The 27,000-nt window shown below is 62.6% G+C and carries 23 protein-coding genes and 1 tRNA gene; 14 read left to right on the top strand and 10 right to left on the bottom strand.

Going from position 1 to position 27,000, the window contains the following annotated elements; translation table 11 throughout:
* Window positions 1-1,568: hypothetical protein (locus RIG82_03480; protein MEQ9459997.1), on the top strand; the 1,568-nt coding region annotated here is incomplete at its 5' end.
* Between the two features lie 452 nt (window positions 1,569-2,020).
* On the opposite strand, the gene RIG82_03485 is transcribed toward RIG82_03480, so the two are convergent.
* Together RIG82_03485 and RIG82_03490 are read right to left on the bottom strand one after the other, a co-directional pair.
* Entirely contained in the window at window positions 2,021-2,851 is an 831-nt protein-coding gene (locus RIG82_03485) for an ABC transporter permease (protein ID MEQ9459998.1), read from the bottom strand.
* 95 nt (window positions 2,852-2,946) lie between these two features.
* Window positions 2,947-3,020: transfer RNA gene (locus RIG82_03490), tRNA-His, on the bottom strand.
* Between the two features lie 236 nt (window positions 3,021-3,256).
* Between RIG82_03490 and RIG82_03495 the strand changes: the two genes are divergently transcribed.
* From RIG82_03495 to RIG82_03520, 6 genes are all read left to right on the top strand, one after another.
* Complete coding sequence (locus RIG82_03495; protein MEQ9459999.1) at window positions 3,257-5,242, top strand: hypothetical protein; 1,986 nt, start codon at window positions 3,257-3,259, stop codon at window positions 5,240-5,242.
* 44 nt (window positions 5,243-5,286) lie between these two features.
* A complete protein-coding gene (locus tag RIG82_03500; GenBank protein ID MEQ9460000.1) occupies window positions 5,287-5,796 on the top strand; it encodes a hypothetical protein in 510 nt (169 codons plus the stop codon).
* Between the two features lie 104 nt (window positions 5,797-5,900).
* Window positions 5,901-6,383 carry a hypothetical protein gene (locus tag RIG82_03505; protein ID MEQ9460001.1) on the top strand — a complete coding sequence of 161 codons (483 nt, stop codon included), beginning with the start codon at window positions 5,901-5,903 and terminating at the stop codon, window positions 6,381-6,383.
* Window positions 6,384-6,420: 37 nt separating this feature from the next.
* Window positions 6,421-7,143, top strand: coding sequence for a hypothetical protein (locus RIG82_03510; protein ID MEQ9460002.1), 723 nt, complete (start codon window positions 6,421-6,423; stop codon window positions 7,141-7,143).
* A gap of 12 nt (window positions 7,144-7,155) precedes the next feature.
* On the top strand, window positions 7,156-8,427 hold the full coding sequence (locus RIG82_03515; GenBank protein ID MEQ9460003.1) for an RluA family pseudouridine synthase: 1,272 nt from the start codon (window positions 7,156-7,158) through the stop codon (window positions 8,425-8,427).
* Window positions 8,428-8,502: 75 nt separating this feature from the next.
* The gene (locus tag RIG82_03520) at window positions 8,503-9,240 is read left to right on the top strand and encodes a prepilin-type N-terminal cleavage/methylation domain-containing protein (protein ID MEQ9460004.1); all 738 of its coding nucleotides are present in this window, start codon (window positions 8,503-8,505) and stop codon (window positions 9,238-9,240) included.
* On the opposite strand, the gene RIG82_03525 is transcribed toward RIG82_03520, so the two are convergent.
* From RIG82_03525 to RIG82_03535, 3 genes are all read right to left on the bottom strand, one after another.
* Window positions 9,234-9,815, bottom strand: coding sequence for a cob(I)yrinic acid a,c-diamide adenosyltransferase (locus RIG82_03525; GenBank protein ID MEQ9460005.1), 582 nt, complete (start codon window positions 9,813-9,815; stop codon window positions 9,234-9,236). The genes RIG82_03520 and RIG82_03525 overlap by 7 nt on opposite strands.
* A gap of 38 nt (window positions 9,816-9,853) precedes the next feature.
* Entirely contained in the window at window positions 9,854-12,379 is a 2,526-nt protein-coding gene (lon, locus tag RIG82_03530) for an endopeptidase La (protein ID MEQ9460006.1), read from the bottom strand.
* Window positions 12,380-12,477: 98 nt separating this feature from the next.
* Window positions 12,478-12,888: an Hsp20/alpha crystallin family protein gene (locus RIG82_03535; protein ID MEQ9460007.1), complete on the bottom strand. Its 411-nt coding sequence runs from the start codon at window positions 12,886-12,888 to the stop codon at window positions 12,478-12,480.
* Between the two features lie 140 nt (window positions 12,889-13,028).
* Between RIG82_03535 and folE2 the strand changes: the two genes are divergently transcribed.
* A complete protein-coding gene (gene folE2 / locus RIG82_03540; protein ID MEQ9460008.1) occupies window positions 13,029-13,853 on the top strand; it encodes a GTP cyclohydrolase FolE2 in 825 nt (274 codons plus the stop codon).
* 19 nt (window positions 13,854-13,872) lie between these two features.
* On the opposite strand, the gene hflC is transcribed toward folE2, so the two are convergent.
* Both hflC and hflK read right to left on the bottom strand, forming a co-directional pair.
* The gene (gene hflC, locus RIG82_03545; GenBank protein ID MEQ9460009.1) at window positions 13,873-14,826 is read right to left on the bottom strand and encodes a protease modulator HflC; all 954 of its coding nucleotides are present in this window, start codon (window positions 14,824-14,826) and stop codon (window positions 13,873-13,875) included.
* Window positions 14,823-15,863 (bottom strand): FtsH protease activity modulator HflK, encoded by a 1,041-nt coding sequence (gene hflK, locus RIG82_03550; protein MEQ9460010.1) that lies wholly within the window; start codon window positions 15,861-15,863, stop codon window positions 14,823-14,825. The genes hflC and hflK overlap by 4 nt, the downstream gene beginning before the upstream one ends.
* Window positions 15,864-15,989: 126 nt before the next feature.
* On the opposite strand from hflK, the gene RIG82_03555 reads away from it, so the two are divergent.
* From RIG82_03555 to RIG82_03570, 4 genes are all read left to right on the top strand, one after another.
* A complete protein-coding gene (locus RIG82_03555) occupies window positions 15,990-17,891 on the top strand; it encodes an MFS transporter (GenBank protein MEQ9460011.1) in 1,902 nt (633 codons plus the stop codon).
* A 69-nt stretch (window positions 17,892-17,960) separates the two neighbouring features.
* Window positions 17,961-18,989 (top strand): sugar phosphate isomerase/epimerase, encoded by a 1,029-nt coding sequence (locus tag RIG82_03560; GenBank protein MEQ9460012.1) that lies wholly within the window; start codon window positions 17,961-17,963, stop codon window positions 18,987-18,989.
* Window positions 18,990-19,001: 12 nt separating this feature from the next.
* On the top strand, window positions 19,002-19,547 hold the full coding sequence (locus RIG82_03565) for an NfeD family protein (protein MEQ9460013.1): 546 nt from the start codon (window positions 19,002-19,004) through the stop codon (window positions 19,545-19,547).
* A gap of 156 nt (window positions 19,548-19,703) precedes the next feature.
* Window positions 19,704-21,776 carry a methyl-accepting chemotaxis protein gene (locus RIG82_03570; GenBank protein MEQ9460014.1) on the top strand — a complete coding sequence of 691 codons (2,073 nt, stop codon included), beginning with the start codon at window positions 19,704-19,706 and terminating at the stop codon, window positions 21,774-21,776.
* A gap of 51 nt (window positions 21,777-21,827) precedes the next feature.
* Here the strand turns inward: RIG82_03570 and RIG82_03575 are convergent, their stop codons facing one another.
* The 3 genes from RIG82_03575 to RIG82_03585 form a co-directional block, all read right to left on the bottom strand.
* On the bottom strand, window positions 21,828-22,094 hold the full coding sequence (locus RIG82_03575) for a FliM/FliN family flagellar motor switch protein (protein ID MEQ9460015.1): 267 nt from the start codon (window positions 22,092-22,094) through the stop codon (window positions 21,828-21,830).
* 69 nt (window positions 22,095-22,163) lie between these two features.
* Window positions 22,164-23,744: an anthranilate synthase component I gene (trpE, locus tag RIG82_03580; GenBank protein ID MEQ9460016.1), complete on the bottom strand. Its 1,581-nt coding sequence runs from the start codon at window positions 23,742-23,744 to the stop codon at window positions 22,164-22,166.
* 17 nt (window positions 23,745-23,761) lie between these two features.
* A complete protein-coding gene (locus RIG82_03585; GenBank protein ID MEQ9460017.1) occupies window positions 23,762-24,142 on the bottom strand; it encodes a hypothetical protein in 381 nt (126 codons plus the stop codon).
* 81 nt (window positions 24,143-24,223) lie between these two features.
* Between RIG82_03585 and RIG82_03590 the strand changes: the two genes are divergently transcribed.
* Window positions 24,224-25,771: a hypothetical protein gene (locus tag RIG82_03590; protein MEQ9460018.1), complete on the top strand. Its 1,548-nt coding sequence runs from the start codon at window positions 24,224-24,226 to the stop codon at window positions 25,769-25,771.
* Window positions 25,772-26,116: 345 nt separating this feature from the next.
* Window positions 26,117-26,998, top strand: coding sequence for a hypothetical protein (locus RIG82_03595; GenBank protein MEQ9460019.1), 882 nt, complete (start codon window positions 26,117-26,119; stop codon window positions 26,996-26,998).
* Window positions 26,999-27,000: the final 2 nt, after the last annotated feature.

Consider the following 27,000-nt stretch of genomic DNA (forward strand, 5'->3'; position numbering starts at 1 on the left):
TGACCATCACCCCGGGCTCCGTCGTCAACCAGAACAACAGCCATCAGGTCGCCATCGTCGACAGCCTCACCAACAACGGAACATGGAACGTCAACGGGTTCAACATCCCCACCACCATCACCCTCTCCGGAACCAGCACCAGCCTCACCGGTGACGGCGAAATGGTCCTATCCAACACCACACTCAACCAGGTCTCCGCGCCAGGCGCAACCCTCCTCAACGACACCAACCACACCATCCGAGGCGCAGGCAACCTCCTCCTCGACAACTCCGGAATGACCAACAACGGAACCATCCTCGCCCAGGGGTCCATCGCTCTCACCATCAACCCCGACGCCACAGGATTCTCCAACCTCGGAACCCTCCGCGCCGAAGGCACAGGCGGACTCGTCTTCGGCGACGGAACCTTTGAACTCAATGCCACCACCGTCGAGGTCCTCGACGGCTCAAAACTCCAGACCTCCAACGGAACCACCATCGCCAACGGTTCCCTCAGCACCCAGGGCACCGGCGTCATCAACCTCGAGACCGCCACCACCCTCGACAACATCACACTTGACAATGCAAGCCTGACCCGAGTCGGCAACGCTGATACCGTCACCATCGCCAACGGCCTCACCAACAACGGACGCCTCGAAGTCAACGGCTTCAACATCCCCACCACCCTGTCCTTCGACGGATCACAAACCATCAGCGGCACCGGCGAAATCGCCTACAGCAACTCCAGCCTCAACCGCCTGATCGCTTCCTCAGGCAGCACCATAACCAACGCCGCCGGGCACACCATCTCAGGCGTCATCCCCACCTTCCTCGCCAACGACGCCGGCATGATCAACCACGGCACCATCATCGTCACCACAACCTCCGGCATCACCATCGACCCCGACGCCAACGGCTTCATCAACACCGCCACCGGAACCATGGGCGGCATCGGACGCTTCACCATGACCGACGGCACACTCGACTCCGACGGCACCCTCAGCCCCGGCTTCGACGATGACAACCGTGGAACACTCAACATCATCGGCGACGTCAACACCTCAGCCACCTCCCTACTCGACCTCAGCCTCGGTCAGGAGGCCCCCGCAAACGGCTCCGACCGCCTCATCATTGATGGAAACCTCGACCTTGCCGGAACCCTCGACCTCACCTTCGTCGCAGGCTTCGCCGGGACCGCCTCGAACCCTCACCGCATCGTCACCGCCGACAGCATCACCGGCAACTTCGACTCTGTCACAATCAACAACATCGAACTCGACAGCCTCGTGACCATCATCCAGACCGCCACCACCATCGACGTCGCTCTCGACGTGCTCCTCGGCGACGCCAACCTCGACGGAACCGTCGATCTCATCGACCTCTCCATCCTCGCCACCAACTTCGGCGGGACCGGCCCCTTCCTCTTCACCGACGCCGACTTCAACTTCGACGACGCCGTCGACCTCATCGACCTCTCCATCCTCGCCGCAAACTTCGGCACCTCCATCCCCGTCCCCGAACCCACCACCGCCACCGCCCTCACCCTCCTCGCACTCACCACCACCCGCCGCCGCCGAAACGTCGCCTGACCTGGGCCGACCAACAACCTTCCGGGTGCCACTTACGGGTGGCACATTGCACGCTAGAGACGTGCTGTGTGCAGAGACCTTCACGGTGCAGAGTCTTGAGTACAGTCACCTTGGACGCAGAGACTTCGGCGGGTGGCCGGGGTCCGGCGCAGCCGGCCCCCGGATCCAGAAGCAGCAAATCCTGTTTGATTAAAGTGAACAAGCCCCCGGTGCAAGCCGGGTGGACCTTCGCTCAAAATCACACCCCACGCGGAACCAAACCTCCCCCGTGCGCATCAAACCGGCCTCGTGCAGTAAGGATGCAGAGCTTAACGAAGGCTCGCTAACGGACCACACCGCGCGCACAAAGCACCGTCGTTCACACCCCATCGGTCACGTTTGATTGACGAGCACGGCCGCTTACCCGGCGATTCCATCACAAACTCGACCGCTTCAGACCCTCTTTACGACACTCAACCCGTAAACGCAGTCGGGCCGCCATACCCAAACAGGATGTAGTACATGTCCTTGAAGAACTTAGCCAGAAAGAAGTTAAGCACGATGATCGCAATAAAAGCCGTCACAAACGAGTCCGTCGCCGCCCGACCAACCCCCTGAGCCCCCGACCCGCAATGAAAACCCTTGTAACACGAGATCAACCCGATCGTTAAGCCAAAAATCAGCGCCTTGCCCAAACCCGTGAAAATATCCCAGTTCCCAATAAAGCGTTGTGAAAAGTCCCAGTACAGCCGCGAATCAACCCCGAACCCCCACACGCACACCACGTGCCCACCAAACACCCCCATCAGGTTCGAGAACACCGTCAGCACCGGCACCATCACCACACAAGCCACCACCCGCGGGACCACCAGATAATCCACCGGGTCCGCCCCCATCACCCGGATCGCGTCGATCTGCTCCGTCACCTTCATCGACCCCAGCTCCGCCGAGATCGCACCCCCCACCCGGCCCGCGATCATCACCGCCGCCAGCACCGGCCCGATCTGCCTCAGCACCGACAGACCGATGATCCCCCCCAGCCGCGACTCCTGACCAATCGCCTCAAACTGATCAAACGCCTCGATCCCCAGCACCGCACCCACAAACAGCCCCACCAGCCCCACCACCGGGATCGAACGCGTCCCGATCGAATAGAACTGAGGCAGCAACAACCCCACACGACTCCGACCGCTAAGCCAGTGCCCCGTCCACCACCCCGCCGACAGCGAAAATCGCGTAAATGCCCCGAACTGACCCAGGTTGTACTCGACCGCAGCGCCAAATCCCGCAACGGTTCTGAGCATCAGCTAACTCTCCGGCAGGGCCCGCCAACGACGGGCTCGCTACCCCACCCACACTGACTACCGCAGCCCAACCGGACGCAACAGCCTCGAAAAAGGGTGAACAACGGGGCTCGAACCCGCGACCTCCGCGACCACAACGCGGCGCTCTAGCCAACTGAGCTATGCTCACCATCCGCCGCGGGCAAGCAACTCGCCTGCGGCCCAAAAGCATAATCCCAACCCGCCCACCCGGTCAATCAGCCACGCCCCCCCAATTCCCCCACTCAATAGGGTATTCCCCTCTGGTATCCCCGCTAATCATCTGTCAAAATCAAACTCAGCGTTTGAATCTGTCGCATCTCTCAAAGTCTCACCTCAAACGCCCGGTTTCGAGCCCACAACCCATCTCAGTCAGAGGAGTGAGTCATGAACTTGAGCGCGCGCACGACCTTATCCATCGCACTGTCCGCCTTCCTCGCCTGCCCGCTGGCGGCCGCGCCGCTGGATGACATCGCCGAAGAAACCGTCACCGGCCGACAGACCTCGCCGCCCAACTACGGCTGGGGCTACGGCTACGACATCGAGTTCGAGGACTCGGCCCTCAACATCAGCATGGACATCAAACTCGAGTTCGACGACGGCATCTCCGCAGAAACCCAGGCCGCCCTCAAAGACACATGGGAAGCTGGCATCGAGAGCACCTGGAACGACAAGTTCGACGTCATCAAGGACGGCACCTGGCGCTTCCCCATCAACGTCGAGGTCAACTGGGTCGATCCCCACCACACCGTCCGCGTCCGGCCCGGGCCAGCGACCAGTACCTCGAACACCTGGGACACCAAGGACAACGGCAACGTCGCCGCCCACGAGTTCGGCCACCTCTTCGGACTCTTCGACGAGTACGCCGGAGGCGCCCTCGACGGCGACATGACCCTCGACGGCACCTCGATCATGGGCGTCTCCCCCACCGCGACCGGCGCGCCACCCAAATCACGGCACTACCAGGGCTTCCTCGACTGGCTCTCCGCCAAGAGCCCCACCCAGACCTTCACCCTCGAACCCCACGTCCAGGGCAGCGTCGAGGTCATCGGTGCCCTGAGCAACTTCGATGTCCGAAACAACTCCGGTATGAACGCCAACGATTTCGAGATCGAACTGGGTAACGTCGAGCCCGAAGACATCGAAGGCACCTTCCCCGGCTTTGGCGACCCCGATCCCGACATCACCGACACAGGCGATGGCGTCAAGATCCGCTGGGCTGGCTCCGACATCCCCAATGGCTCGCTCGAACACTTCGGCGTCAGCCTCAAAGACGGCACCCAGGCCGAGTCCGCCAAGGCCACCTGGACCAAAGATGGCGTGGAGATCGCTTTCAATCCGGGCACGGGCATCGACCAGTACTACGCCGCCGCCGCAGGACTCCCCGATGGCATGACCTCCACGATCCGCAACACCTCAAACCAGCCGCTGCTGGTCGCGTTCCGCCACTCCGACATCCTCGACGAGCCCCTGCTGCTGCCCGACCTCAACCAATCGCTGGAGCTCCCCTGGCTCGGCGGCGGGTTGTTCACCGAGCCGATCTTCCTTGAACCGGGACAGTTCCTCGTCGATATCTTCGACCTGGCCCAGCCCGGCGCGACCGAAGCGGGCACCGGCATCGGCCGTGCAGTGGTCAGCCAGATCCAGGTCCTCGACCCCGAAACCCTCGAACTACTCACGTTCTTCACCAATCAGGGCACCGCCGCCGCGCTCCCGCCCCAGTTCGACCTGGTGCTCGGCGACTTCAATCAGGACAACACCTACAACCAACTCGACATCGAGTTGTTGGAACTCGCCCTCAACGCCCCCCAGCTCTATCTCGATCAATCGGGCCTGTCGCCTCAGGACATCGTGACGCTCGGCGACTTCACCGGTGATGGCCTGTTCGATGTCAACGACCTACTCCTACTGCCCGACTTCCCCAATGACGACACCCTCGGCGTTCCCTCGATCTGGGGCGACCTCGACGCCAACGAACAACTCGACGAGCAAGACCTGGTCCTGCTCGCCCAGGCCATCAACAACGGCCTGATCGGGGCACCCTGGGACTTCGACCTCGATGGCGTCGCCACCCCCGCTGACACCCAGTTCTGGGTCGAAGTCATCTTCGGCACGCTGCTAGGCGACGCCAACCTCGACTTCAACGTCGATCTCATCGACCTCTCGATCCTGGCGACCCACTTCGGCCAGCCCGGTTTCTTCTTTCAGGGCGACTTCAATGGCGACCTCGTCATCGACCTGATCGACCTGTCGATCCTGGCCACCAACTTCGGCTTGGGCGGAGAGGTCATCGGCACCACGCCCGAGCCCGCCTCCGCCTCGCTGATCGGCCTCGGTCTCGCCATCGCCACCCGACGACGCCGGATCGACTGATCCGCTACGCTCCTGACACGCGCAACCCGTGAAAGGAGCTCACGATGACCCGTCTCGCCCTGATCCTCGTCGCCCTCATGGCCGTAGCAGGCTGTGAAGCCGTGAAATCCATGGATGTGAAGGACCTGATGGACCTGAGCTTTGGAGCCGATGTCGAGAAGTTCACCTTCAACACAGGCGGAGACACCCACGCTGAGGGCTTCGGCGGCTGGAAAGTCAGCTTCGACCGCGCAGGTTCCATCAAGCTCGCGCACACCCTTAGCGGGCAGAGCACCGACTTTGAGCCCTACGCCCTGACCCCGGATCAGGCCAAGACCCTCTGGGCGGTGATCGACCGCCTGCCGTTCAAGAAGCTCAGCAAATCGGCCAAGAACGTGGCGCCCGTCCCACCCGGCACGACGATGTACGCTTTTAACTGGACCATCGACGGCAAACCCCACACTGCCACGCTGCCCTCGACCGAAGCCCTGAAAAACTCAGGCGTCAACGCCATGGTCTCGGTGCTCGAACCGCTGATCCACGACGCCACCGGCATCCAGCCGACCCTGAAATAACTACCTGTCAGCCGCCTGTGAGGTGCCACCGGTTGCCGCTGCCCAGCCGCACAGGTATCGTCTTTTTACTCTGCCAGACAGGACCAGCGAAAGGACTCCGCGACATGGCACCACGATCGTGCCTCACTCTGCTTGCCGCTCTCACCCTCACCGCCATGCTCGCCGCGTGCTCGGACGGACCGATCTACGTCTACTCCGATGACGGCGTACTCCTTCCCAAGCAGGCCGGTGCCGGGCTCGTCCCGCGACTGCAGGAGAACTGGCTGATCCCCGATGTGCCGACACCGGTCGGCTTCCAGCCTGTGACATCGATGTGCTACGCCTCGTTCGACGGCAACGCCCGCACGATCACCCATGTCTACCAAGGACGGACTCATCTCTCGGACGCGGTGCGCTTCTTCCGCCAGAACCTCCGCGACCCGGCCCTCGGCTGGACCTTCGAGGGCATGGGTAGCACGGACAATGGCGTCCACATTCTCGACTACACCAAGGGCCCAGAGGCCTTGCAGGTGCGTATCCGCACGGAGAATGACCTCACAACCCTGAACATCGAGATCGTGTCGCGTGGGCTTGTCTCGGCCTACTGACCACGACTCCAAACTAGCGCTCGCGAACGAACACCCCATGGCCAAACGCCCACCCGTAGAACCCAACGACGCCAACGAGAGCCTGGAAGAATCGACACTGATTCAGCTCCGGGTCTTCTACACCCAGCACCGCAACAAGATCGCTGCGGCCCTGCTGATTGCTGCCGCCTGCTTCTTCGTGCTCTCCCTGTACCAGCAGCGTCAGCGGCAGGTTCTCGAGGATTCCTGGGGTCGCCTGGCGACTGCCACCAGCCCGGCGAGCTTCCGTACCGTCGCGGAGGACTATCCCGACAAACCGGTCGCGCAGCTCGCGCTGCTCAGTGCCGCCGACCTGCTGCTCGCAGAGGCCAGCAGTGCCCGCTCAGCCGACGCTGGTCAGGTTGACATCGAAGGCAACCTCGCCGAAGCCGCCAGGCTCTATCAGCAGGCGCTCGACAAGGCCACGCAGCCACTGATCCGCATCAACGCGCTGCTGGGGCTCGCAGCCGTCGCCGAGAGCCAGAAACAATGGGATGACGCCGAGACCTTCTACGTCCAAGCCACCGAAGCCGCTGGCGAGCGTTACCCCTTCCTCGTAAACATCTCCGAGCAACGGCTGGCGATGCTCCCCGAACTCCGTCAAGGGGTCGTCATCATCGAATCCTCGATCCTCGACGACCTTGGCATGACCGAGCCGACCAGTGAGCTCACGCCCGCGATCACGCCCGAGCCCTCCGCAACGCCGACCCTCTCGGCCCCGCCCGGGTCCCTCGCCGAGTAGACTCGGCGGACGATGCCCCCCAACCAGCCTGATGAACCCGATCAATCGCCGGACCCGATCGATCCGGCGGATTTCACCCAGTGGGAAGCCCGTGGCGGGGAATCGCACACCTACACCCTCTCCAAAAACGCCGCCCTCCGACTCGACCGCTACGTCCAGAATCGAGTCAAAGGCTTTAGCCGCAATCAGGTGCAGAAGCTCATCGCCCTCGGGGCCGTCACCGTCAACAGCAAGCAGGTCAAGCCGAGTCTGATGCTCAAAGAAGGCGACGTGGTCGAGATCAGCACCCCGCCCAAGCCCGGCGTCAACATCGAGCCCGAGCCCATCCCCCTCGATATCCTCTACGAGGACGATGACATGATCGTCATCAACAAGCAGGCCGGGATCATCGTCCACCCCGCCCGAAGCTATCTCTGCGGGACCATGCTCAACGCACTGGCCCACCACCTCATCGAGACCGGTCAGGCTCAGTCGGCGACCCTCCCGCAGCTACCTGAGGACGAATCCGATGAAGAGGAGGAGCTGACCCTGATCCCCGGCCTCTCAGCGGTCGGTGCGGATGATGCCCGCCCGGGTGTTGTCCATCGACTCGACAAGAACACCACAGGCGTCATCGTTTTCGCCAAACGCGACAGCTCCCACTGGCTGATCGCCAAGCAGTTCGAGAGCCGCACCAACCTCAAGGCGTATCTCGCCGTCGTCCACGGCTGCCCCGACCCGCATGCGGGAGCCATCGAGGAACCGATCGGCAAACACCCGACCATTCGTGAGGCCTATGCCATCCAGCAGGAACCGCGCGGCAAGCCATCGCTGACGCTCTACCGGGTGCGCGAACGATACCAGGGCTACAGCCTGGTCGAACTCGAACTCAAGACCGGGCGCACCCACCAGATCCGCGTCCATCTCTCTTACCTAGGACACCCGATCGCTGGCGACATCCTCTATGGCGGGGAACCCATCACGTCAGCCGAGATCACGACCCCGCCTATCCCGGCTGGCTACCGCCCCTACATGAACTACGCCCGAGAGAAAGACGAAGGCCGCCAGCTCGAACAAGTGGCCTCCGCCAACCCAGACTGCATCATCGCCCATCCAGCCCTTCACGCGGCACTGCTCCAGATCAAGCAGCCCGTCACCCACGAACTGATGACCTTCACGGCCCCGGTCCACGACGCGATGGCGAAGCTGATCCGCACACTCCGCCAACATCCCGAGAGCGGCCCCGTCGTGACTTCGGGCACGCACGTGGACCTGAATCAAGCTCTGCCAGACCATGGGGAATGACATCCATCCGTCCTCAGGTCTCGTCTTTGACCCCGCGCTGATTTATCATCAAGACACGCCACCGAGAGGAAACTCATGCGAGAACTAGTTCGTAGAACCGGTTTTACCCTCATTGAGTTGCTGGTGGTGATCTCGATCATCGCGATCCTCATCGGGATGCTGCTACCCTCACTCAAGAGTGCCCGAGATGCGGCCAGGGTCGTGAGCTGCCTCAACAATGAGAAGCAGCACATGATCGCGACAACGGTGTTCGCCATTGATCACAACGATCACTTTCCGTGGACAAACTGGGGAGACCACGGCGGCCCGGACACCGTGACCGATTTCCCCGCTGGCTGGCTCTACGACGGCAAGCATCGAGCCAACCCGGGTGGGGACTTCATCGAAACAGACCTCAAGCACGGCGAGCTCTTCGGTTACGTCCAGACCGCCAATCTCTGGCGTTGCCCCCAGGATGAACCGGCGCAAGACGCACCGGGCTCCCGCAAAATCACCAGTTACGTCATGAACGGAACGATCAACGGATTCGCCCGGCTCAGCGAGGGCGTCGTCCGGCTGAGTCAGTACCGCTCCGACGGCATGGTCTACTGGGAACTGGATGAGGATGCGCCGCCAGGGGCATGGAACGACGGGGCCAACTCTCCGAATGAGGGAATCACACGCAGACACCGCGGCTCGGGCACCGTGGCGGTGGTCGACGGTTCCGTCCGAACGGTATCTTGGGAAGAGTGGCTGGAACTCCAGCTCATCGCACCAGGTCCGCTGTGGAACGATCCTCGGCTGGCCGATGGCGGATTCAGCAGGTTCTACTGATCGCCCACGCGTGGTTTCCAAACCGTCTCCACATGACCATCTTCCTGATTGGCCAGACGGGCCAGCGCGAACAGCAGGTCAGAGAGACGATTGAGGTACACGACCAGTCGTGAATCAACCTGCTCCTCCTTCTGCTCGCCAAGCAACACCGTCATCCGTTCGGCCCTCCGGCAGACGGTTCGAGCGTGATGCAGACGCGCTCCGACTTCCGAACCTCCGGGAAGAATGAACTCCCGCAACTCCGGAACGGGCTGCGTAGCACGATCGATCGCTTGTTCCAGCCAGGTGACATGAGCCTGGGCAAAAGCCGGCAGCGCCGCGCGAACCGGCTCCGACGCATCCCCGGGCGTAGCCAGGTGTGCCCCGAGATCAAAAAGTTCCGATTGAACACGCGCCAGGACTTCTTCGACCAGCGGGTGCTTGCCGTGCTCGCTCGCAGCGAGGACCAGTCCCAGACAGGCATTAAGCTCATCAACCCCGCCATAGGCCTCGACACGCAGCGCCGCTTTAGGGACCCGATGGCCCCCAAACAGCGACGTCGAGCCATCATCACCCGTGCGGGTGTAGAGCTTCAAGCGTTTGCCCTCAAGAGATTTAGCATCTTCACATCACCTCACTTTTGACTGACTTTGACGCCAAGGGCCAGCTCCAGCACCTGATCGATGCTATCGACGAAAGCGAAGTTTAGGCGGCGACGCACCAGCGCGTCGATCTCTTCGAGGTCTCGCTCGTTCTGCTTGGGTAGCAGCACCCGTTTCACACCAGCCCGCTCCGCAGCGAGTGTCTTCTCCTTGATCCCGCCTACCGGCAGAACCTTGCCTCGGAGAGTGATCTCGCCGGTCATGGCCAGCCGTGCTCGGACTGGTTTATTGAGCAGAAGCGAGGCGATCGCCGTGAACATCGCTATGCCCGCAGAGGGTCCATCCTTCGGGATCGCGCCCGCAGGGACATGGATGTGAAGGTCAGTCTCAGCCAACTCACTCAGGTCGTAACCCATCGAAGCCGCGCGGGTTCGGAACAGCGACAACGCGGCCGTCGCCGACTCCTTCATCACGTCCCCGATCTGACCGGTCAGTTGCATCACGCCCTTGCCCGGATACGAGGTCGCCTCGATGTAGAGCACCTCCCCGCCAACAGGCGTGTAGGCAAGGCCGGTCGCCACGCCCGGAGGCTTGGCCCTGTCATCAGCCTCACGGACATAACGCTCGGGCCCCAGAGCCTGTCGGATCAGCTTTTCGGACACGATCTTAGCGCTCGACTTAGCCTTGCTTTTCCTGGCCCTCGACTTTCGTTTCGCCGGAGCCGAGGCGATGTCCGCAGCGACTCCCCGGCAGACCGAGGCGATCTGGCGATCGAGATCGCGGACGCCCGCCTCGCGGGTGTAGTGCTCGATGAGGTGGCGAATCGATCCGGCGTTCCACCGGCACAATGAAGGCTTAAGCCCGTGCTCCTTGAGCTGACGCGGGACCAGATACTTCCGTGCGATGGCCACCTTGTCGTGGTCGGTGTACCCGGGGATGTCGATCACCTCCAGCCGGTCGTGCAAAGCTGGCGGGACATGGCCCATATAGTTCGCCGTCGCGATAAACAGCACGCCCGAGAGGTCGAACGGTACATCCAGATAGCGATCGACAAACGCGTTGTTCTGTCGAGGGTCGAGCAGCTCCAGCAATGCCGATGCGGGGTCGCCACGGAAATCCGCACCAAGTTTGTCGACCTCGTCGAGCATCAGCACCGGGTTGTTGGTGCCCGCCCTGCGGATCGCCTGGATGATCCGGCCAGGCATCGCGCCCACATATGTCCGTCTGTGCCCGCGGATCTCGGATTCGTCGCGCACCCCGCCCAGTGACATCCGGGCAAACTTCCGCCCCATCGCGTCGGCAATGGATTGGCCAAGACTCGTCTTGCCCACACCAGGCGGGCCGACGAGACACAAAATCGGTCCCCGGCTCTGCGGGTTGAGCTTGCGCACGGCCAGAAACTCGATTAGCCGCCGCTTGACCTTGTCCAGATCAAAGTGGTCACGATCAAGAATCGAGCGCGCATGCACCAGGTCGAGGCTGTCTACGCTCGACTTCTGCCAGGGCAGGTCGGCGATCAACTCGAGGTACGACGTGATCACGGCGTACTCGGGGCTCGCGGGCGGGATTGCTTCGAGCCGATTCAGCTCTCGCGTCGCCTCAGACATGACGTCCTCGGGCGGACCAGCCTCCTCCAGCTGCTCGCGCAGCCTGTCAATGAGCTGCTCGCTCTCGCCCCCGTCCTCACCCAGCTCCCGCTGCATCGCCTTGATCTGCTCGCGCAGGTAATACTTCCGCTGGGTGTCGCCGATGGCGGTCTCGACATCATCCTGGATCTTCTGCTGCAACTCAGCCAGCTGCAGACGTGATGCGACGTGGTGATGCATCGCCCGGACGCGCTTGGCGATGTCCGTCAGCTCCAGCATGTCCTGCTTCTGGTCCACCGCCAGGTCAATGTTCGCCGCCAGGAAGTCAGCGAGATTCCCGGGGTCCTCGATGTTCAGCAGCACCGTCATGGCCTGCTCAGGGACGTTGGGCGACAGCTCGATCAGCTGACGAGCCTGCTCGCGCAACTGTGCCATCGCCGCATCAAAGCCCTTGCCGCCACCCGGTTTCTCCGTGGGCTTCTCGACATTAGCACGCAGGTACGGTGCCTTCTTGGTCGCCTTTTTGATGCGAACCCGCTTGAGCCCGTGGACGATGATCGACAGGTTCTCATCCGGCTGACGCACCAGCTTGAGCACCATCGCTGCGGTGCCCATCTCGTAAAGATCATCGACGCCGGGCTCGTCCTCGCTCTCCTCACGCTGGGTGAAGAGCCCGATGAACTTACTTGTCGATAGCGACTCATCCAGCAGCTTGCGCGAGCTGTCGCGACCGATCGATATGGGCGTGATCGTCCCAGGAAACACCACCGTGCCACGAAGCGGAAGGATCGGCAGCTCGCCGGGGATCTCGGGCGTCCCGGTGGCCGACTGCACGGCCCCCGCAGCACCGTTGCCTTCGACCTTGATCGCTCGCGCCTGCCGACGCGTGACCGCACGCTTCTTGGCAATCGGATTGCTTCGCTTCGACTTCTTCCGCGCAGGTTTTTTCTTGACCTGCGCCTTCTTTCGCACGGCAGGCTTCTTCTTCGTTCGCGATTCGCCGCGTTTCTTGGACTTCTTTACGCTCGCCACGGTTCCTCTTACTTCAAGTCAGATCCCCGGCCTGTCGGTCACTCCGACGCTGGCGGATCGGTTGGTTTGATCTCGACGCCGGGCTGCCGAATCAGCGGCAGCACCACATGCAGCAGGCCATGGTCATAGACCCGCCGCATCCCAGTTACCTTCATCCGCAACCCCACCTCAATCACACGGTGGAACGGACCATAATCGATCTCCATCGTCTCGATGCGCGCCTCACGCCCCGATGCGGATGCTGGCTGAGGGCACCGCCGCTCACCACGGATCGAAACCCGTCCGTCAGCGACCGCGATCTCGATCGTCGTCGGGTCCACGCCAGCGAGGTCCAAACAGACGTGGAGCTCACTGGGTGTACGAAACACATTGATCGCTGGCGACCACGAAGCATCAAACGAGCACGCCTCATCGCCGCGAAACCAGCTTGTCTCGACCAGGTCATCCATGGCGTTCCTCAACCTGCCTATGTTAAGGCCAACCGCCTCACCCTGCCGCCACAATGGCCCGAATCGATCCACGGTGGTCGTCTCAACGCAACCGGCCTACTATGAAGCATTCGCACCCATACCCTCCACGGAGTCAGCAGATGACCATGGCCGACACTCGCCCCGCCCAGACCGCCGATGCCATGCCCGACGTGCAGGGGGCTCGTGATGAGCGGAACATTTCCATCAATCGTGTCGGCGTTAAGGGTGTGCGCTACCCGATCACACTCCTCGACCGCAAAACAGGCGGCGAGCAGCACACCGTCGCCCAGGTCAACATGTACGTCGCCCTCCCGGCATCGCAGAAGGGCACACACATGTCACGCTTCCTTGAAGTCCTCAACAAGCACCACACCGCCATCCGATCCGATGACGTCATGGCGATGTGCCGCGAGATGAAGGAGCGCCTCAACGCCGAAGAAGCCCATCTCGAACTCTCCTTCCCATACTTCATCGACAAGCCCGCCCCCGTCTCCGGTCAGGTCGGCAAGATCGATGTCGAGGTCACGTTCTCCTGCTCCTCGACGACCATCGCCGATGACTTTGTCCTGGGCGTCAAGGTTCCCGCAACCAGTCTCTGCCCCTGCTCAAAGGAGATCTCGAAATATGGAGCCCACAACCAGCGATGCGAGATGACCGTCGAGGTCCGCGTCGCCGAAGATGCCATTGTATGGGTCGAAGACCTCGTCGCCGTCGCCGAACAGTCCGCTTCAACCCAAGTATTCTCGGTGCTCAAGCGTCCCGATGAAAAGTTCGTAACCGAAGCCGCCTACGACAACCCCAAGTTCGTCGAGGACATCGTTCGGGACCTTGCCATCGCGCTCGAACAAGACGACCGCGTGACCTGGTATCGCGTCGACTCAGAGAACTTCGAGTCCATCCACAATCACAACGCCTTCGCCGTGATCGAACGCGACAAGCGATAGCTCGCCGCCAGGCAGGTGCCTATTCCGCCCGGTCGCCACGCAGGAACTCGAAGTACGCCGAGTCGCCCGAGAGCATCAGCGTCGTGCCCTGACCCAGCGACTTGCGATAACTCTCCAATGTCCGCAGGAAGCTATAGAACTCCGGGTCGCGGCCGTAAGCCTCAGCGTAAATCCGTGTCGCCTCAGCGTCTGCCTGGCCGCGAATAATCTCGGCATCGCGCTGCGCCATCGAACGGATCTGCGCCATATCACGCTGGGTCTCGCCCTTGATCCGCGACGCCTCACCCTCACCCTCGGAACGGAACTGCTGAGCGACTCGTTGCCGCTCACTGATCATCCGGTCAAACACCCGGTTCTCAACGGACGTGACGTAGTTGACGCGCTTGATACGAACATCCACCAACTCGATGCCGTACTGCCCCATCCCACGCATAGCCTCGGTCAGGATCTCACGCTCGAGCTCCTCGCGACCCATCGCCGCCGAGTCCGGTGCAGGGGTCTGCTCGACTTCCACGGCCAGATCCTCAGCATCCAGGTCACCCGCCCAGCTCGACGACCTCACGATCTGCGGAAGATTCGTGCTCGAGATCGCGTCACGGACCACCGAATCGATCACGTCATCGAGTCGCGACTGCGCTCCCGACTCATCCCGCACCGATTGAAGAAACAGCAACGGGTCCACAATCCGCCAGCGTGCCGTCGTATCGATCTTGATGAACTGACGCTCGCGTGTCGTGATCTGATTTGGATCGCCATCCCACGCCAGGATTCGCTTGTCGAATCGGCGAACCTCCTGAATAAACGGCCACTTGAAGTGCAGCCCCGCCTCGGTAATCGGCTGCCCTACCGGCCGGCCAAACTGCAGGATGACCGCCTGCTCGGTCTCGTCCAGCGTGTACGCCGCCGACGCGCCAACCACAACAACGATCAGGATCACCAACAAAACTAATGACAACAAAGCATTCTGCATCATCGACCTCCCCTTGTTCCAGACACGCCCGTCGAACCCGCCTCAGGCGTCAGATTCAGCAACGGCAACGGACCGCTCTGGCCTCCCTCCATCACGAACACACGACCCACCGTGGGCAACACCTCATCGATCATCTCGAGGTACATTCGCCGACGCGTGACATCCGGTGCTTTCTCATAAGCCTCCAGCAGAGCCACGAAACGATCGGCCTCGCCGGTCGCCGCGTTCACGCGCTCGGCCTGATAACCCTCCGCCTCCGCGACGAGCTGCAGCGCCTCGCCCTTCGCACGGGCGATGACCTGATTGCGCGCCCGCTCGGCTTCGTTGATCAGCCGCTCACGCTCCTGCTGGGCCGCGTTGACGTCATCAAACGACGGCTTGACCCGCTCAGGCGGAAGCACGTCCTGCAACTCCACCGCCGTGATCGTCAGCCCGATGTCATACCCCGACAAAGACCGCGAGAGCTCCTCACGCATCCTGTTGGCAATCGATACACGCCCCACCGTCAACGCATCCGACGCCAGCCGATTACCGACGATCCGTCGCATCATCGCTTCCGACAGGTCCCTCAGCGTCTCAACCGGCGAGCGGACCGAGTGCAGATACTTCACCGGGTCCGAGATCCGGTACTGGACCACCCATTCCACATCAATCACGTTCAGGTCGCCGGTGAGCATCACCGACACCGCGCGGTCGCTGTCGGTCTTGTTGAATCGCGACTGCTGCCCGGCCTGCTGCGTGCTAAAGCCAAACTCCTCTTTCTGCACACGCTCGGTCTGCACGAACGTCGCCGTCTCGACCCCAAAAGGCAGCTTGAAGTTCAACCCGGGGTCCGCGACACGGACCACCTGACCGAACCGCTTGACCACCGCACGCCCCTCGGGCTCGACGGTATAGATCGACGACCAGATGCCCCCCAGGACGATCAGCACGACGATGACGATCGGCACCACCCCCGCCGCATAACGATTCCACAACAGCGCCAGCACCTCAGCCGGATCGATCTCAGGCGGGCCACCACGATTCGAGGGCGTTACCACAGGCAGGTCTCCAAAAAGTTAATCATCCCAGCAGTCTAGCCATTTCGAGCCTCCCGTCACTGCGCGAGACACCCGCCTTTGTCCCGGAACCGCGCCACATCACCCGCCCCGCTATCGTGTCCTTCTATGCAGACACCGGTCGCAGGCCCAACCAGACGCCCCCTCTGGCGCAACCTCAACTTCACCCTGATGTGGACCAGCACCGCCGCCTCGGGCTTCGGCGACCAGATCGTCATGCGCACCGCATGGGTCCTCCTCGGCGGGCTCACCGCCACCGCCGACTCCACCTCCCTCAAAGCCGGTGTCCACTTCTTCTTCTTTATCCCCTACCTCCTGCTGAGCCTCCCGGCGGGCTGGCTCGCCGACCGCGTGCCCCGCAAGTGGATCATGTTCGCCTGCGACCAGACTCGCGGGCTCGCCGTGCTCCTGGCCTTCTACATGCTCATGGGCGCAACAGGCCCCGCCCACGTCGATGAGTCCTACCACCTGCGCATCATCCTCATCCTGCTGCTCGCCGGTTCCTGCGCCGCCACGTTCAACCCCGCCCGCAACGCCGTCATCCCCGAGATCATCCCACGCACCCAACTCCAACCCGCCAACGCCGTGATCCTCGGCATCAACGTCGTCGCCTCGATGTGCGGGGTCCTCATCTTCAAGGCCATGACCTCCGCCGACGACATCGAGACCGTCCGCACCGGTCTCAAACTCTCCGCCTGCTTCTATTTTGTATCCGGCTGGTTCTTTGCCTTCCTCAAACCCATCACGCATCACCACGCCGTCGAAAAACCACCGAGCCACACGATGCGCGCTGCGGTCACCTATACCCGCCGACACCGCCGGCTGATCGTGCTCATCATCTTCAACATGCTCCTCTGGTCCGCCGCCGCACTCATCAACAGCTCGATCCCCGGCATCGCCCGCACCCACCACAACTACGATGGTGACAGACTCCTGAGCTTCGAGGCCTTCGTCTCCGCCGCCGTCGGATTTGGCATGCTCGCCGGGGCCATCCTCATCGGTACCCTAGGCCGCCGACGCGAATCCACGTCGACCCTCACACTCGCCACCGCCGGTGCCGGACTCTCCGCCGCCCTCCTGGCCACCGTTCCCGTCGTCTGGGCCTCGGTCTTCTTCGCTTTCCTCGTCGGCGTCTTCGGCAACATCGCCATCGTCACCTCCATCACCACCATCCAGTGCCTCACCCCCAACTACATCCGCGGCCGCATCATGGGTCTCACCGCCCTGTCCAACACCTTCATCAGCGTCCTCACCTACTGCATCATCTGGCGACTCCCCGATACCGACTCCATCGTCGTCATCGCCGTCGCCATCATGGGCCTGCTCATGATCCTGGTCGGGGCCATCGGCTTCTACCGACACCTCACCTCCGGCCCCATGGACGACGCCACCTCCAATGCCCTCTGGCGCTTCTGCCGGTTCTACATCCTCATCTATCACCGCTGCCGATGGGTCGGTAAACACCACGTCCCCTCCTCGGGCAAACTCATCCTCGCCGCCAACCACACCACCGGACTCGACCCGCTCACCATGCAGGGCCCGCTGCTCCGCCCGATCCGCTGGGTCATGCTCACCTCATACCTCTTCTGGCCCCTCAACCCCCTCTGGCGCGCCGCCCGACCCATCGCCCTCGAGCTAGGCGGGACCAACACCGCCAAGATCCGCACGATCGTTGCCACGCTCAACGATGAAGACGCCATGATCGGCATCTTCCCCGAAGGTGCCCTCCAGCGAACCGTCCGCGAACTCAAACCCCTCCAACCCGGCATCGTGATGATGCAGCGCCGCTCCGGCGCACCGATCGTCCCGATCTACATCCACGGCACACCCCTCAAGCACGCCATGGCCTGGCATTTCCTCTGGCCTGGCCGGGTCACCGTCGTCTACGGCCGCCCGTGGCTCCCGCCCGAAAACCTCAGCTCCGAGGACTTCCTCAAAGAACTCACCGACCGGATGAACGAACTCCAGGACCTCGTTCCCACCGCCCTCGACATCCCCTCGAACGCCTGACCATCGCCACCCTCATCCGCTAAACTCACGCACGGTTCAACCTCCACGCTTACCCACGGAGACTCTCTCATGGCACGCCCCGTGACCCTCTTCACCGGCCAGTGGGCCGACCTCCCCTTCGAAACCATGTGCGACAAGGCTGCCGGCTTCGGCTACGACGGCCTCGAACTCGCCTGCTGGGGCGACCATTTCGACGTCACCCAGGCCGCCGCCTCCGACGACTACTGCAAAGGCCGCTGGGACATCCTCAGCAAGTACGACCTCACCGCCTTCGCTGTCTCCAACCACCTCGTCGGCCAGGCCGTCTGCGACATCATCGACCAGCGCCACCAGGCCATCCTCCCCGAGAGCATCTGGGGCGATGGCGATCCCGAAGGCGTCCGCCAACGCGCCGCCCAACAGATGATCCTCACCGCTCAGGCCGCCCGACGGTTCCTCGACAACAAGCCTGGTGGACCCGGTCACTTCCCCGCCGTCGTCAACGGCTTCACCGGCTCCTCCATCTGGCACAGCATCTACGCTTTCCCGCCAACCTCCCAGGACTACTGGAACGCCGGCTTCGAGGACTTCGCCAGACGCTGGACCCCTATCCTCGACGCCTTTGAGAAGGCCAACGTCAACTTCGCCCTCGAAGTCCACCCCACCGAGATCGCCTTCGACCTCGCCACCTCGACTCGCGCGCTCGAAGCCGTCAACCACCACCGCCGCTTCGGCTTCAACTACGACCCCTCCCACCTCGGGTACCAGGGCGTCGACTACATCCGCTTCATCCGCGAGTTCTCCGACCGCATCTACCACGTCCACATGAAAGACGCCTGGTGGGGCCATGGCGACGGCACCGTCGGTGTCTTCGGCGGGCACACCACCTTCGCCGACCCCCGCCGCTTCTGGGACTTCCGCTCACTCGGCCGTGGCGACATCGACTTTGAAGGCATCATCGTTGCCCTCAACGACATCGGCTACGCCGGACCGCTCTCCGTCGAGTGGGAAGACGCCCGCATGGACCGCGAGCACGGCGCCGCCGAAGCCTGCGACTTCGTTCGCGCTGTCGATTTCCCCACCTCCGACCTCATGTTCGACGCCCAGTTTGACCGCTAGGAAACCACCTCCGTGACCCCATCCCTCTGGCTACTGCTGGCTCAGGCTCAATCCCAGGCTCCCGCCGCCGCGGCCTCGGGCAACAACACCCTCATCGGCTGGGGCGTCCTGCTCATCGCCATCGGCTTTGGCCTTGTGGTTCTCGAGTTCTTCGTCCCCTCCGCAGGCGTCCTCGCCATCATCGCCTCCACCTCGATCGTCGTCGGCATCGTCCTGCTCTTCCTGCAGGACACCACCATCGGACTGCTCGCCACCCTCTGCGCCCTGGTCCTGCTCCCCATCGTCCTCGCCACCGGCCTCAAGATCTTGCCCCACACGCCCATCTTCCGCTGGCTCACCCTCGACGACCCGAAACCAGAACAGGCCGACGCCACCAAACAGGCTACCCTAATCGGCCACGAGGGCGTCGCCCTCAAAGACCTCCGCCCCATCGGAACCTGCCTCATCGACGACCAACGCATCGAATGCCTCGCCCAAGGCGGGGTCATCGAAGCCGGCTCACGAGTCCGCGTCGTCTCCCACGACCGCTTCCAGACCAAAGTCACACCAATCGGCTAACCCGCCCTCAGCCCTGATGAAGCCGCAGCAGCTTGCTGCCATCCATCATCAGATTTCTTGCACCATCACGATCAAGTCGGCCAAATCGCTCGCCGATGCTCGCTCCACAACCTACGGGCAAACACCTAGACGCATGCCCTTTCTGGAGCAGGAACCATGAAGTTAACCATCGGACGCAAACTCGCCCTCGGATTCGCCGTTGTCACCTTGATAGGCGTCGCCGTCGGCGTCACCGCACAACTCTCCCTGAGCAACTTGGACAAGAACGCCGCCAAGCTCTCTGAGATGATCGGGGACAGCCAGGTCGGCACCTCCTCACAGACAACCCTCCTCAGCCTCCGCATGGCCGTCAAGGACTTCCTGCTCTCAAACAGCGACGAAGACCATGAACGCTACAAGACCTATCGCGACGAGTTCCTCTCCCTCTACCAGCAATCCGATGAAAACTTCCAGAACCCCGATCGACGCGCCCAACTCGCCGAGATCCAGGCCAAGTTCGCCCAGTACGACCAGACCTTCCTCCAGGTCACCGACATCATCAATCAACGCAACACACTCCGCGATGATGTCCTGCTCCCTACAGGCAAACGCCTCCGCACCAGCCTCCAGGCTTACGAGCACAAACTCCGCGACCGCGGGAACCATCAACACGCTGTCGATGCCGCCGACGCCACCGTCACCCTCATGCTCGCTCGCCTCTACGGCCAACTCTACACCTACACGACCGATCAGGCAGCCCTGTCCCGCGCGCGAGCAGAACTCCGGAGCTTCAGCGATCAACTCCTCGCATTACGCCAAGGCGCCTCGACATCAGACATCGGGACACTCGATCAGATCGCCTCAGACCTCAAGACCTACGAAACAAGCCTCGTCAAAGCCGACAAGCTCGTCAAGCAGCGCAATCAACTCGTCCTCCACACACTCGACGTGCTCGGCCCCCAGATCCACGGCCACTGGCAGACCATCGTCGAGTCTCTTGTCGCCGATACCCACGCCATCGAAACCCTGACCTCGCAGACGACCAGCCGCGATATCACTGTCGTCAACGCCGCCATCATCTTCGACGTGATCCTCGCCGCCTTGCTCGCCTTCTTTATCACCCGCAGCATCACAAGACCCATGAACAAAACCGCCGCCGTGATGATGAACATCGCCGAAGGCGACGGCGACCTCACCGTCCGGCTCGACGACAAACGCCAGGACGAGCTGGGCGACCTCGCCCGCGGCTTCAACCGCTTCGCCATGAAAGTCCACGACCTCGTCGCCTCCGTCCAGGGTGCCTCCCACGAAGTCGCCTCCGCCTCCACCGAGATCTCCGCCACCTCCGATCACATCTCCCAGGGACTCACCGACCAGCAGCGGCAGGTCTCCCTTATCGCCGCCGCCGCCGAAGAGATGTCCACCTCCGTCAGCGAAGTCGCCAACCGCGCCTCCGAATCACTCGGCAAAGCCAAGGACGCCGGCGACATGGCCACCCGAGGCGGGGACGTCGTCAAGCAAACCATCGAGGACATGCAGGAGATCGCTCAGGCCGTCAAAGCCACCGCCTCCTGCGTCGAAGACCTAGGCAAACGCTCCGAGCAGATCGGCGAGATCATCGAAGTCATCAATGACATCGCCGACCAGACCAACCTGCTCGCCCTCAACGCAGCCATCGAAGCCGCCCGGGCCGGCGAGCACGGCAGAGGCTTCGCCGTCGTCGCCGATGAGGTCCGCAAACTCGCCGACCGCACCACCAAGGCCACCGAAGAGATCGCCCAGTCCATCGAAGCGATCCAGTCGGGCACCAACCAGGCCGTCGAACGCATGCAATCCGGCACAGAACGCGTCTCCACAGGCGTCGAACGCGCCGGAGAAGCCGGACGCAGCCTCGAAGCCATCGTCTCCGGCTCCCAGGAGGTCTATAGCCTCGTCGAGTCCATCGCGACCTCATCCCGCGAGCAGTCCACGGCGTCCGAGTCCGTGACCTCCTCCGTCTCTGAAATCTCAACCGTCATCGCCAGCTCCGCTGAGGGTTCGCGAGAAGCTTCCGAGGCCATCACAATGCTCTCCCGCAAGGCCGAGCAGCTCTCCGCCCTCATCAGCAAGTTCAAGCTCCACGCCGATGACCGCCGCAAGAACGAAGGCATCGTCCCCAAGGACATCCAGGACAAACGCCTCGACGTCAAGAAGCATGGCATCGAACTCATGCACCGCCAGGGACTCGACCCCTCCAGCATCGAACATTAAACCTGTCCCATCCCCGCAGACCGGGCCTGACCTCACCGTCAGCCCGGTTTTTTAAGCGCCCAACGCCTCGATACGCTCCGCCGCCGTCGCCAACTTCTCGATACGCACCCCGAAGTTCTCGCCCACCTTCACCGCCTCCCCATCACCAACCTTCTTGTTGTTCACAAGCAGCGCCAACGACCCATCAGCCGACTTGTCCAACTCAAGAATCGCACCCGGCCCCAGCGACAAAATGTCATCCAGCGGAAAACGCTTGCGACCAATCTCGACAATAAAAGGCACCTTCAGCCGCAACAACGTCTTCACATCTGTAGCCATAACCAAGTTATCGGCATCCTCCCCATCGCCACCCCAAAACCAGCCCCAGACCCCGAAGTCCTATCTCAGCTACGCCTGAGCCCCAAACGCCCGCTCCGCCACATCCACCGCCTTGGCCAGCGCCGCCGCCTTATTCACCGTCTCCTGATGCTCCGCGTCAGCATCCGAATCCGCCACGATCCCGCCACCGGCCTGCAAATGCACCCGCCACGTCCCCGCCTCAGCCCCAGGCAGCACCACCATCGTCCGCAGCGCAATCGCCATATCGAGATTCCCCAGCAGGTCCGCGTACCCCACCGCCCCGCCGTAAGGCCCCCGCCGCGTCGGCTCCAGCTCATCAATCACCTGCATCGCCCGGATCTTCGGCGCCCCGCTCACCGTCCCCACCGGAAGCGTCGTCCGCAGCGCATCCCACGCCGTCAGATCACGCCGCAACTCACCCTCCACCGTCGAACTGATATGCATCACATGGCTGTACCGCTCAACCTCCATCAGCCGCATCAGCTCCACCGACCCCGACCGCGCCACACGACCCACATCATTCCGCCCCAGGTCCACCAGCATGATGTGCTCCGCCCGATCCTTCGGATCAGCCAGCAACTCACGCTCCAGCACCTGATCCTCCTCTGCCGTCACGCCACGCTTCCGCGTCCCCGCCAGGGGCCGATTCACGATCCGCCCCTCATGCACACGACACAGAATCTCCGGGCTCGAACCCACCAGCATCCCGCCCTCGATCTGCAGATAGAACATGTAAGGCGACGGATTCACCACCCGCAGCGCCCGGTAAACCTCAAACGGGTCCACCGACGTCACACGCTCAAAACGCTGACTCGGCACCACCTGAAACACATCCCCCGCCAGCACATATTCCTTGACCCGCTCCACCGCAGCTTGATACCCGCCTACCCCCAACGTCGAAACCGGCAACTCACTAGGCGGAGACGCTAGATCAATCCCCGCCTCCGCCAGCTTCAAGTGATCCCGACCCTCCGGATGCGCCTCACTGATCAGCCCCGCCATCGCCCGCAGATACGCCACCGCCCGGTCATACGCAGCCCCAACCTCTTCCTCTCGCTCAAGATCCACATGCGTGATCAGCGTCGCCGTCTTCTGAACCTGGTCAAACGCAATCACATCCAGATAAAGCTGCAGATGGAGGTCCGCCAGACCACGATCATCCGCTGGAGCATCCGCCAGCTTCTCCGGCTCCGCATACCGAACCGTGTCGTACCCCACATAACCCACCCAACCCCCGCAGAAATCCGGCAGACCCCCGACCGCCTGCGCCCGCATCCGCCCCGACCGCGCAGACACCTCCGCCAACGGGTCCTCGCAAGTGAAACGCTCGCTCTCCCCACCCTCCGTATGCCAACGCACCTCCACCTCGTGCCCCCGCGCGATCAGCTCCGCAGCAGGACGCGCCCCCAAATAACTAAACCGCCCCACCCGGTCACCATCCACCACCGACTCGAACAAAAAACTCGGCGCGTCCCGCGCATCCGGCGCTACTAACCGGCGATACGCGAGCACTGGCGTCAACAAGTCACTCAGCACCCGCATCGCCACCGGCACGTACCGACAACCCGAGGCCCGGGCCGCCTCCATCAGCCCCGCCAGCTCAGACTCGCTCGGTATCGTCTGCGGCATCGTTGACCACAACGCACTCAGGCGTCGCGTCGCTCCTCACCCGGCCCGAACATCGACGCCGACACGCCGGCCTTCTTCTTCTCGATGTACTTCTTCACCCACGTCTCCCAGCTCCGACCCGTCGCCGGATCTCGACCCGTCAACGCAATCGACTTCACCGCCGAGTACGCCACCACCTCACGAACACCATCAGGCAGCATCACCCGCAGTTCCCCCGCATCACGCCGACGGTCAAACAGATAACCCTCCACCGTCCGGCCGTCCGACAGCGCCAGCGTCACATCCCCCCGATAATCGAACGCATGGTCTACCGCGTCCGCCAACTCGAGCTCATCCGCCGGCTCAAACCGCCGACCCTCAAGTCCTGCCTCAGTCACAACATTCGTCTCCTGTGTCATGCACACTAGCGTAACCTATGCGATAGCCTAACGACGGCCAGAGCCCCGATCCGCCCAACGCCCCTCAAACGGAGCCTGCTGATGAATATCGAGAAGTTCCTCGGGCACCACGGCATCAACGCCAACCCCTTCGCCGCCGAAGAAGCCTCACTCGACCCCGTCCTCGATCGAATGATCGACGGCACCCCCATGCACCCCGACTACGCCAAAATCCTCGGCCGCCTCGACAAGCCCTCCTCCGCCGTCGTCTTCGGCGAAAAAGGCTCCGGCAAGACCGCCATCCGACGCATGATCGAACGCCACATCGCACGACACAATCAGGCCCAGGAGCACGACCGCGTCCTCCTGGTCCCCTACGACGACCTCAACCCCATCCTCGACCACATGACACGCCTCTACCGCGGCGACGAGCAAGCCATGCTCGACCACTTCGGACTCGCCGATCACCAGGACGCCATCCTCGGCAGAGCCGTCACACGGTTCCTCGACGCACTCCTCGCCCCGGACAGCGAAAACGCCGCCGACGCCCCCCTCCCCACCGACACCTGGACTCGTCTCCGAAAAACCGGACGCGACCAACGCGCCGATCTCCTGATCCTGGCCGCCTACTACGACCAGCCCGCCTCCGGCTCATCCGCAGCACGATTCAACACCCTCCGCAAACGACTACGCCTCGGCTGGAAAACGCCCCACCAGGCCACCCTCCAGGCCGGCATCCTCCTGCTCATCGCCGGAGCACTCCTGGCCATCGGCAGCGCCCTCGAACTCGGCAACCCCATCGCTCTGGTTCCCGCCACGGGCGTATCGCTCGCCACAGGAATCGCCCTCATCGCCCTCTGGACCTGGAAACGCGCCACCCTCTGGACCCGCTGCCGACACATCGCCAAGGAACTCCGGCCCATCGACCGCTCCGTCGAGGAACTCATGGCCATGCTCGGCAAAGTCTCACCCGCCGACCTCGCCCGACAACCCCTCACTCGAAAGCCCCTCCCCATCGACGGCCCCAAGCACGCCGATGACGGCCGCTACCGCCTGACCAAGCGACTCATCGACGCCCTCGAACTCCTCGACTACCGCGGGATCCTCGTCCTCATGGACCGTGTCGATGAACCCACCGTCATCTCCGGTAACCCCACCCGCATGAGACCCCTCATCTGGCCCATATTCGACAACAAGTTCTTCCAGCAGCCAGGCGTCGGCCTCAAACTCCTCCTGCCCATCGAGCTCCGGCACCTCCTCTTCCGCGAGTCCCAGGAGTTCTTCCAGGAAGCCCGCCTCGACAAACAGGGCCTCGTCGACCGCCTCTCATGGACCGGCGCCACCCTCTACGACCTCTGCTCTTCCCGACTCCGTGCCTGCCAGCCCTCAGGCGGGGGTGGGGGGACCGACTTCTACCTCGTCAACCTTTTCGACGAGGACGTCACCACGCCCATGCTCGTCGACGCCCTCGACCAGATGCACCAGCCCCGCGATGCCTTCAAGTTCGTTTATGACGTCATCCAGGAACACTGCCGCCGCGTCCCCGAAGATGAGGAAAACTTCCGCATCCCCCGACTCACCCTCGACAACGCCCGCCAACGCCAAGCCCAGCGCGTTCAGGACCTCTATCGCGGCCTCAGCCCCGCCTGACGACCGAAAACTCGACGAAACTTCAAGCCACAAGCCCGGTAACGTCGATTCACCAATCAAATGAACGGCGAACATGCGAACATTGATCACTTGCAGGCACCCCAACCACTGGACACACACCCACGAGGCCTCTACGCTATGCGCTGTGGAGAGTATCTTCGGCCTGCAACACGCTCACCCCAGAGCGTCCCCGAAGCCAGCAATCTCTTTCCCACTAAACTATGACAACACTTTCAGCAGCATCCCGCAGGTAATCTCCGCCTCAGACTGAGGCTTAATGTTGGGTCCGCCGCGTGAGCGGACCCGGCCTTCGCGGTGTTGAAACTCAAAGAAGGAGTGATTTCGATGTCACTGACCAAGAACTGGACCACAGCAACTCTCGCCGCGAGCGCTCTAGCTTTCGGCCTCACCACCACAGCCGTCGCTCAGGACGATGCCGAAGGCCCCGCTATCAACTCCGGCGCCATCAGCCTCGATCTTGGCATCGATACCACCAGTGCCTACTACTTCCGTGGTATCGCCCAAGAAAACAAGGGACTCATCCTCCAGCCGTGGGCGACCATCACCGTCGATCTCTACGAAGACGATCAGATCAACGTCGCTGGCTATGTCGGCACCTGGAACTCGGTGCACTCACACCAGCCCGGCGGCACCGATAGCTGGTACGAAGCTGACGTCATCGTCGGTGTGTCCGTCGGCCTGCCCGCTGGCTTCACCGTCGATCTCGCCTACATCAACCTTTACAACCCCCGTGGCGGAGCCAGCTTCGCTCAGGAAATCGACCTGACCGTCGCCTACGACGACTCCGAGTTCCTCGACGAACTCGCCCTCAACCCCTACGCCACCATCGCCTGGGAGTTCTCCGGCGGATCCGACGGCGTCTCCGGTGAAGGCACCTACCTCGAACTCGGTATCGAGCCCTCCCTCACCGTCCTTGAGAGCGAAGACTACCCCGTCTCCCTCTCACTCCCGGTCACCGCTGGTTTTAGCCTCAACAACTACTACCAGGATGGCGGCGGCAACGATCCGTTCTTCGGATTCGTCAGCGTGGGTATCGCCGCCTCAACATCCCTTAGTTTTGTCCCCGCCGAGTACGGTGACTGGTCAGCCTCCCTCGGCTTCGACCTGCTTCTCCTCGGCGACGAAGCCAACGACGTTGGCCGTGGTGTCACCGGCTCAAGCCTGGTCGTCCCCATCGTCTACGCCGGCATCAGCATGAGCTACTAAAC

Source organism: Phycisphaeraceae bacterium (assembly GCA_040222855.1).
In the GTDB taxonomy this organism is placed as follows: Bacteria; Planctomycetota; Phycisphaerae; order Phycisphaerales; family Phycisphaeraceae; genus Mucisphaera.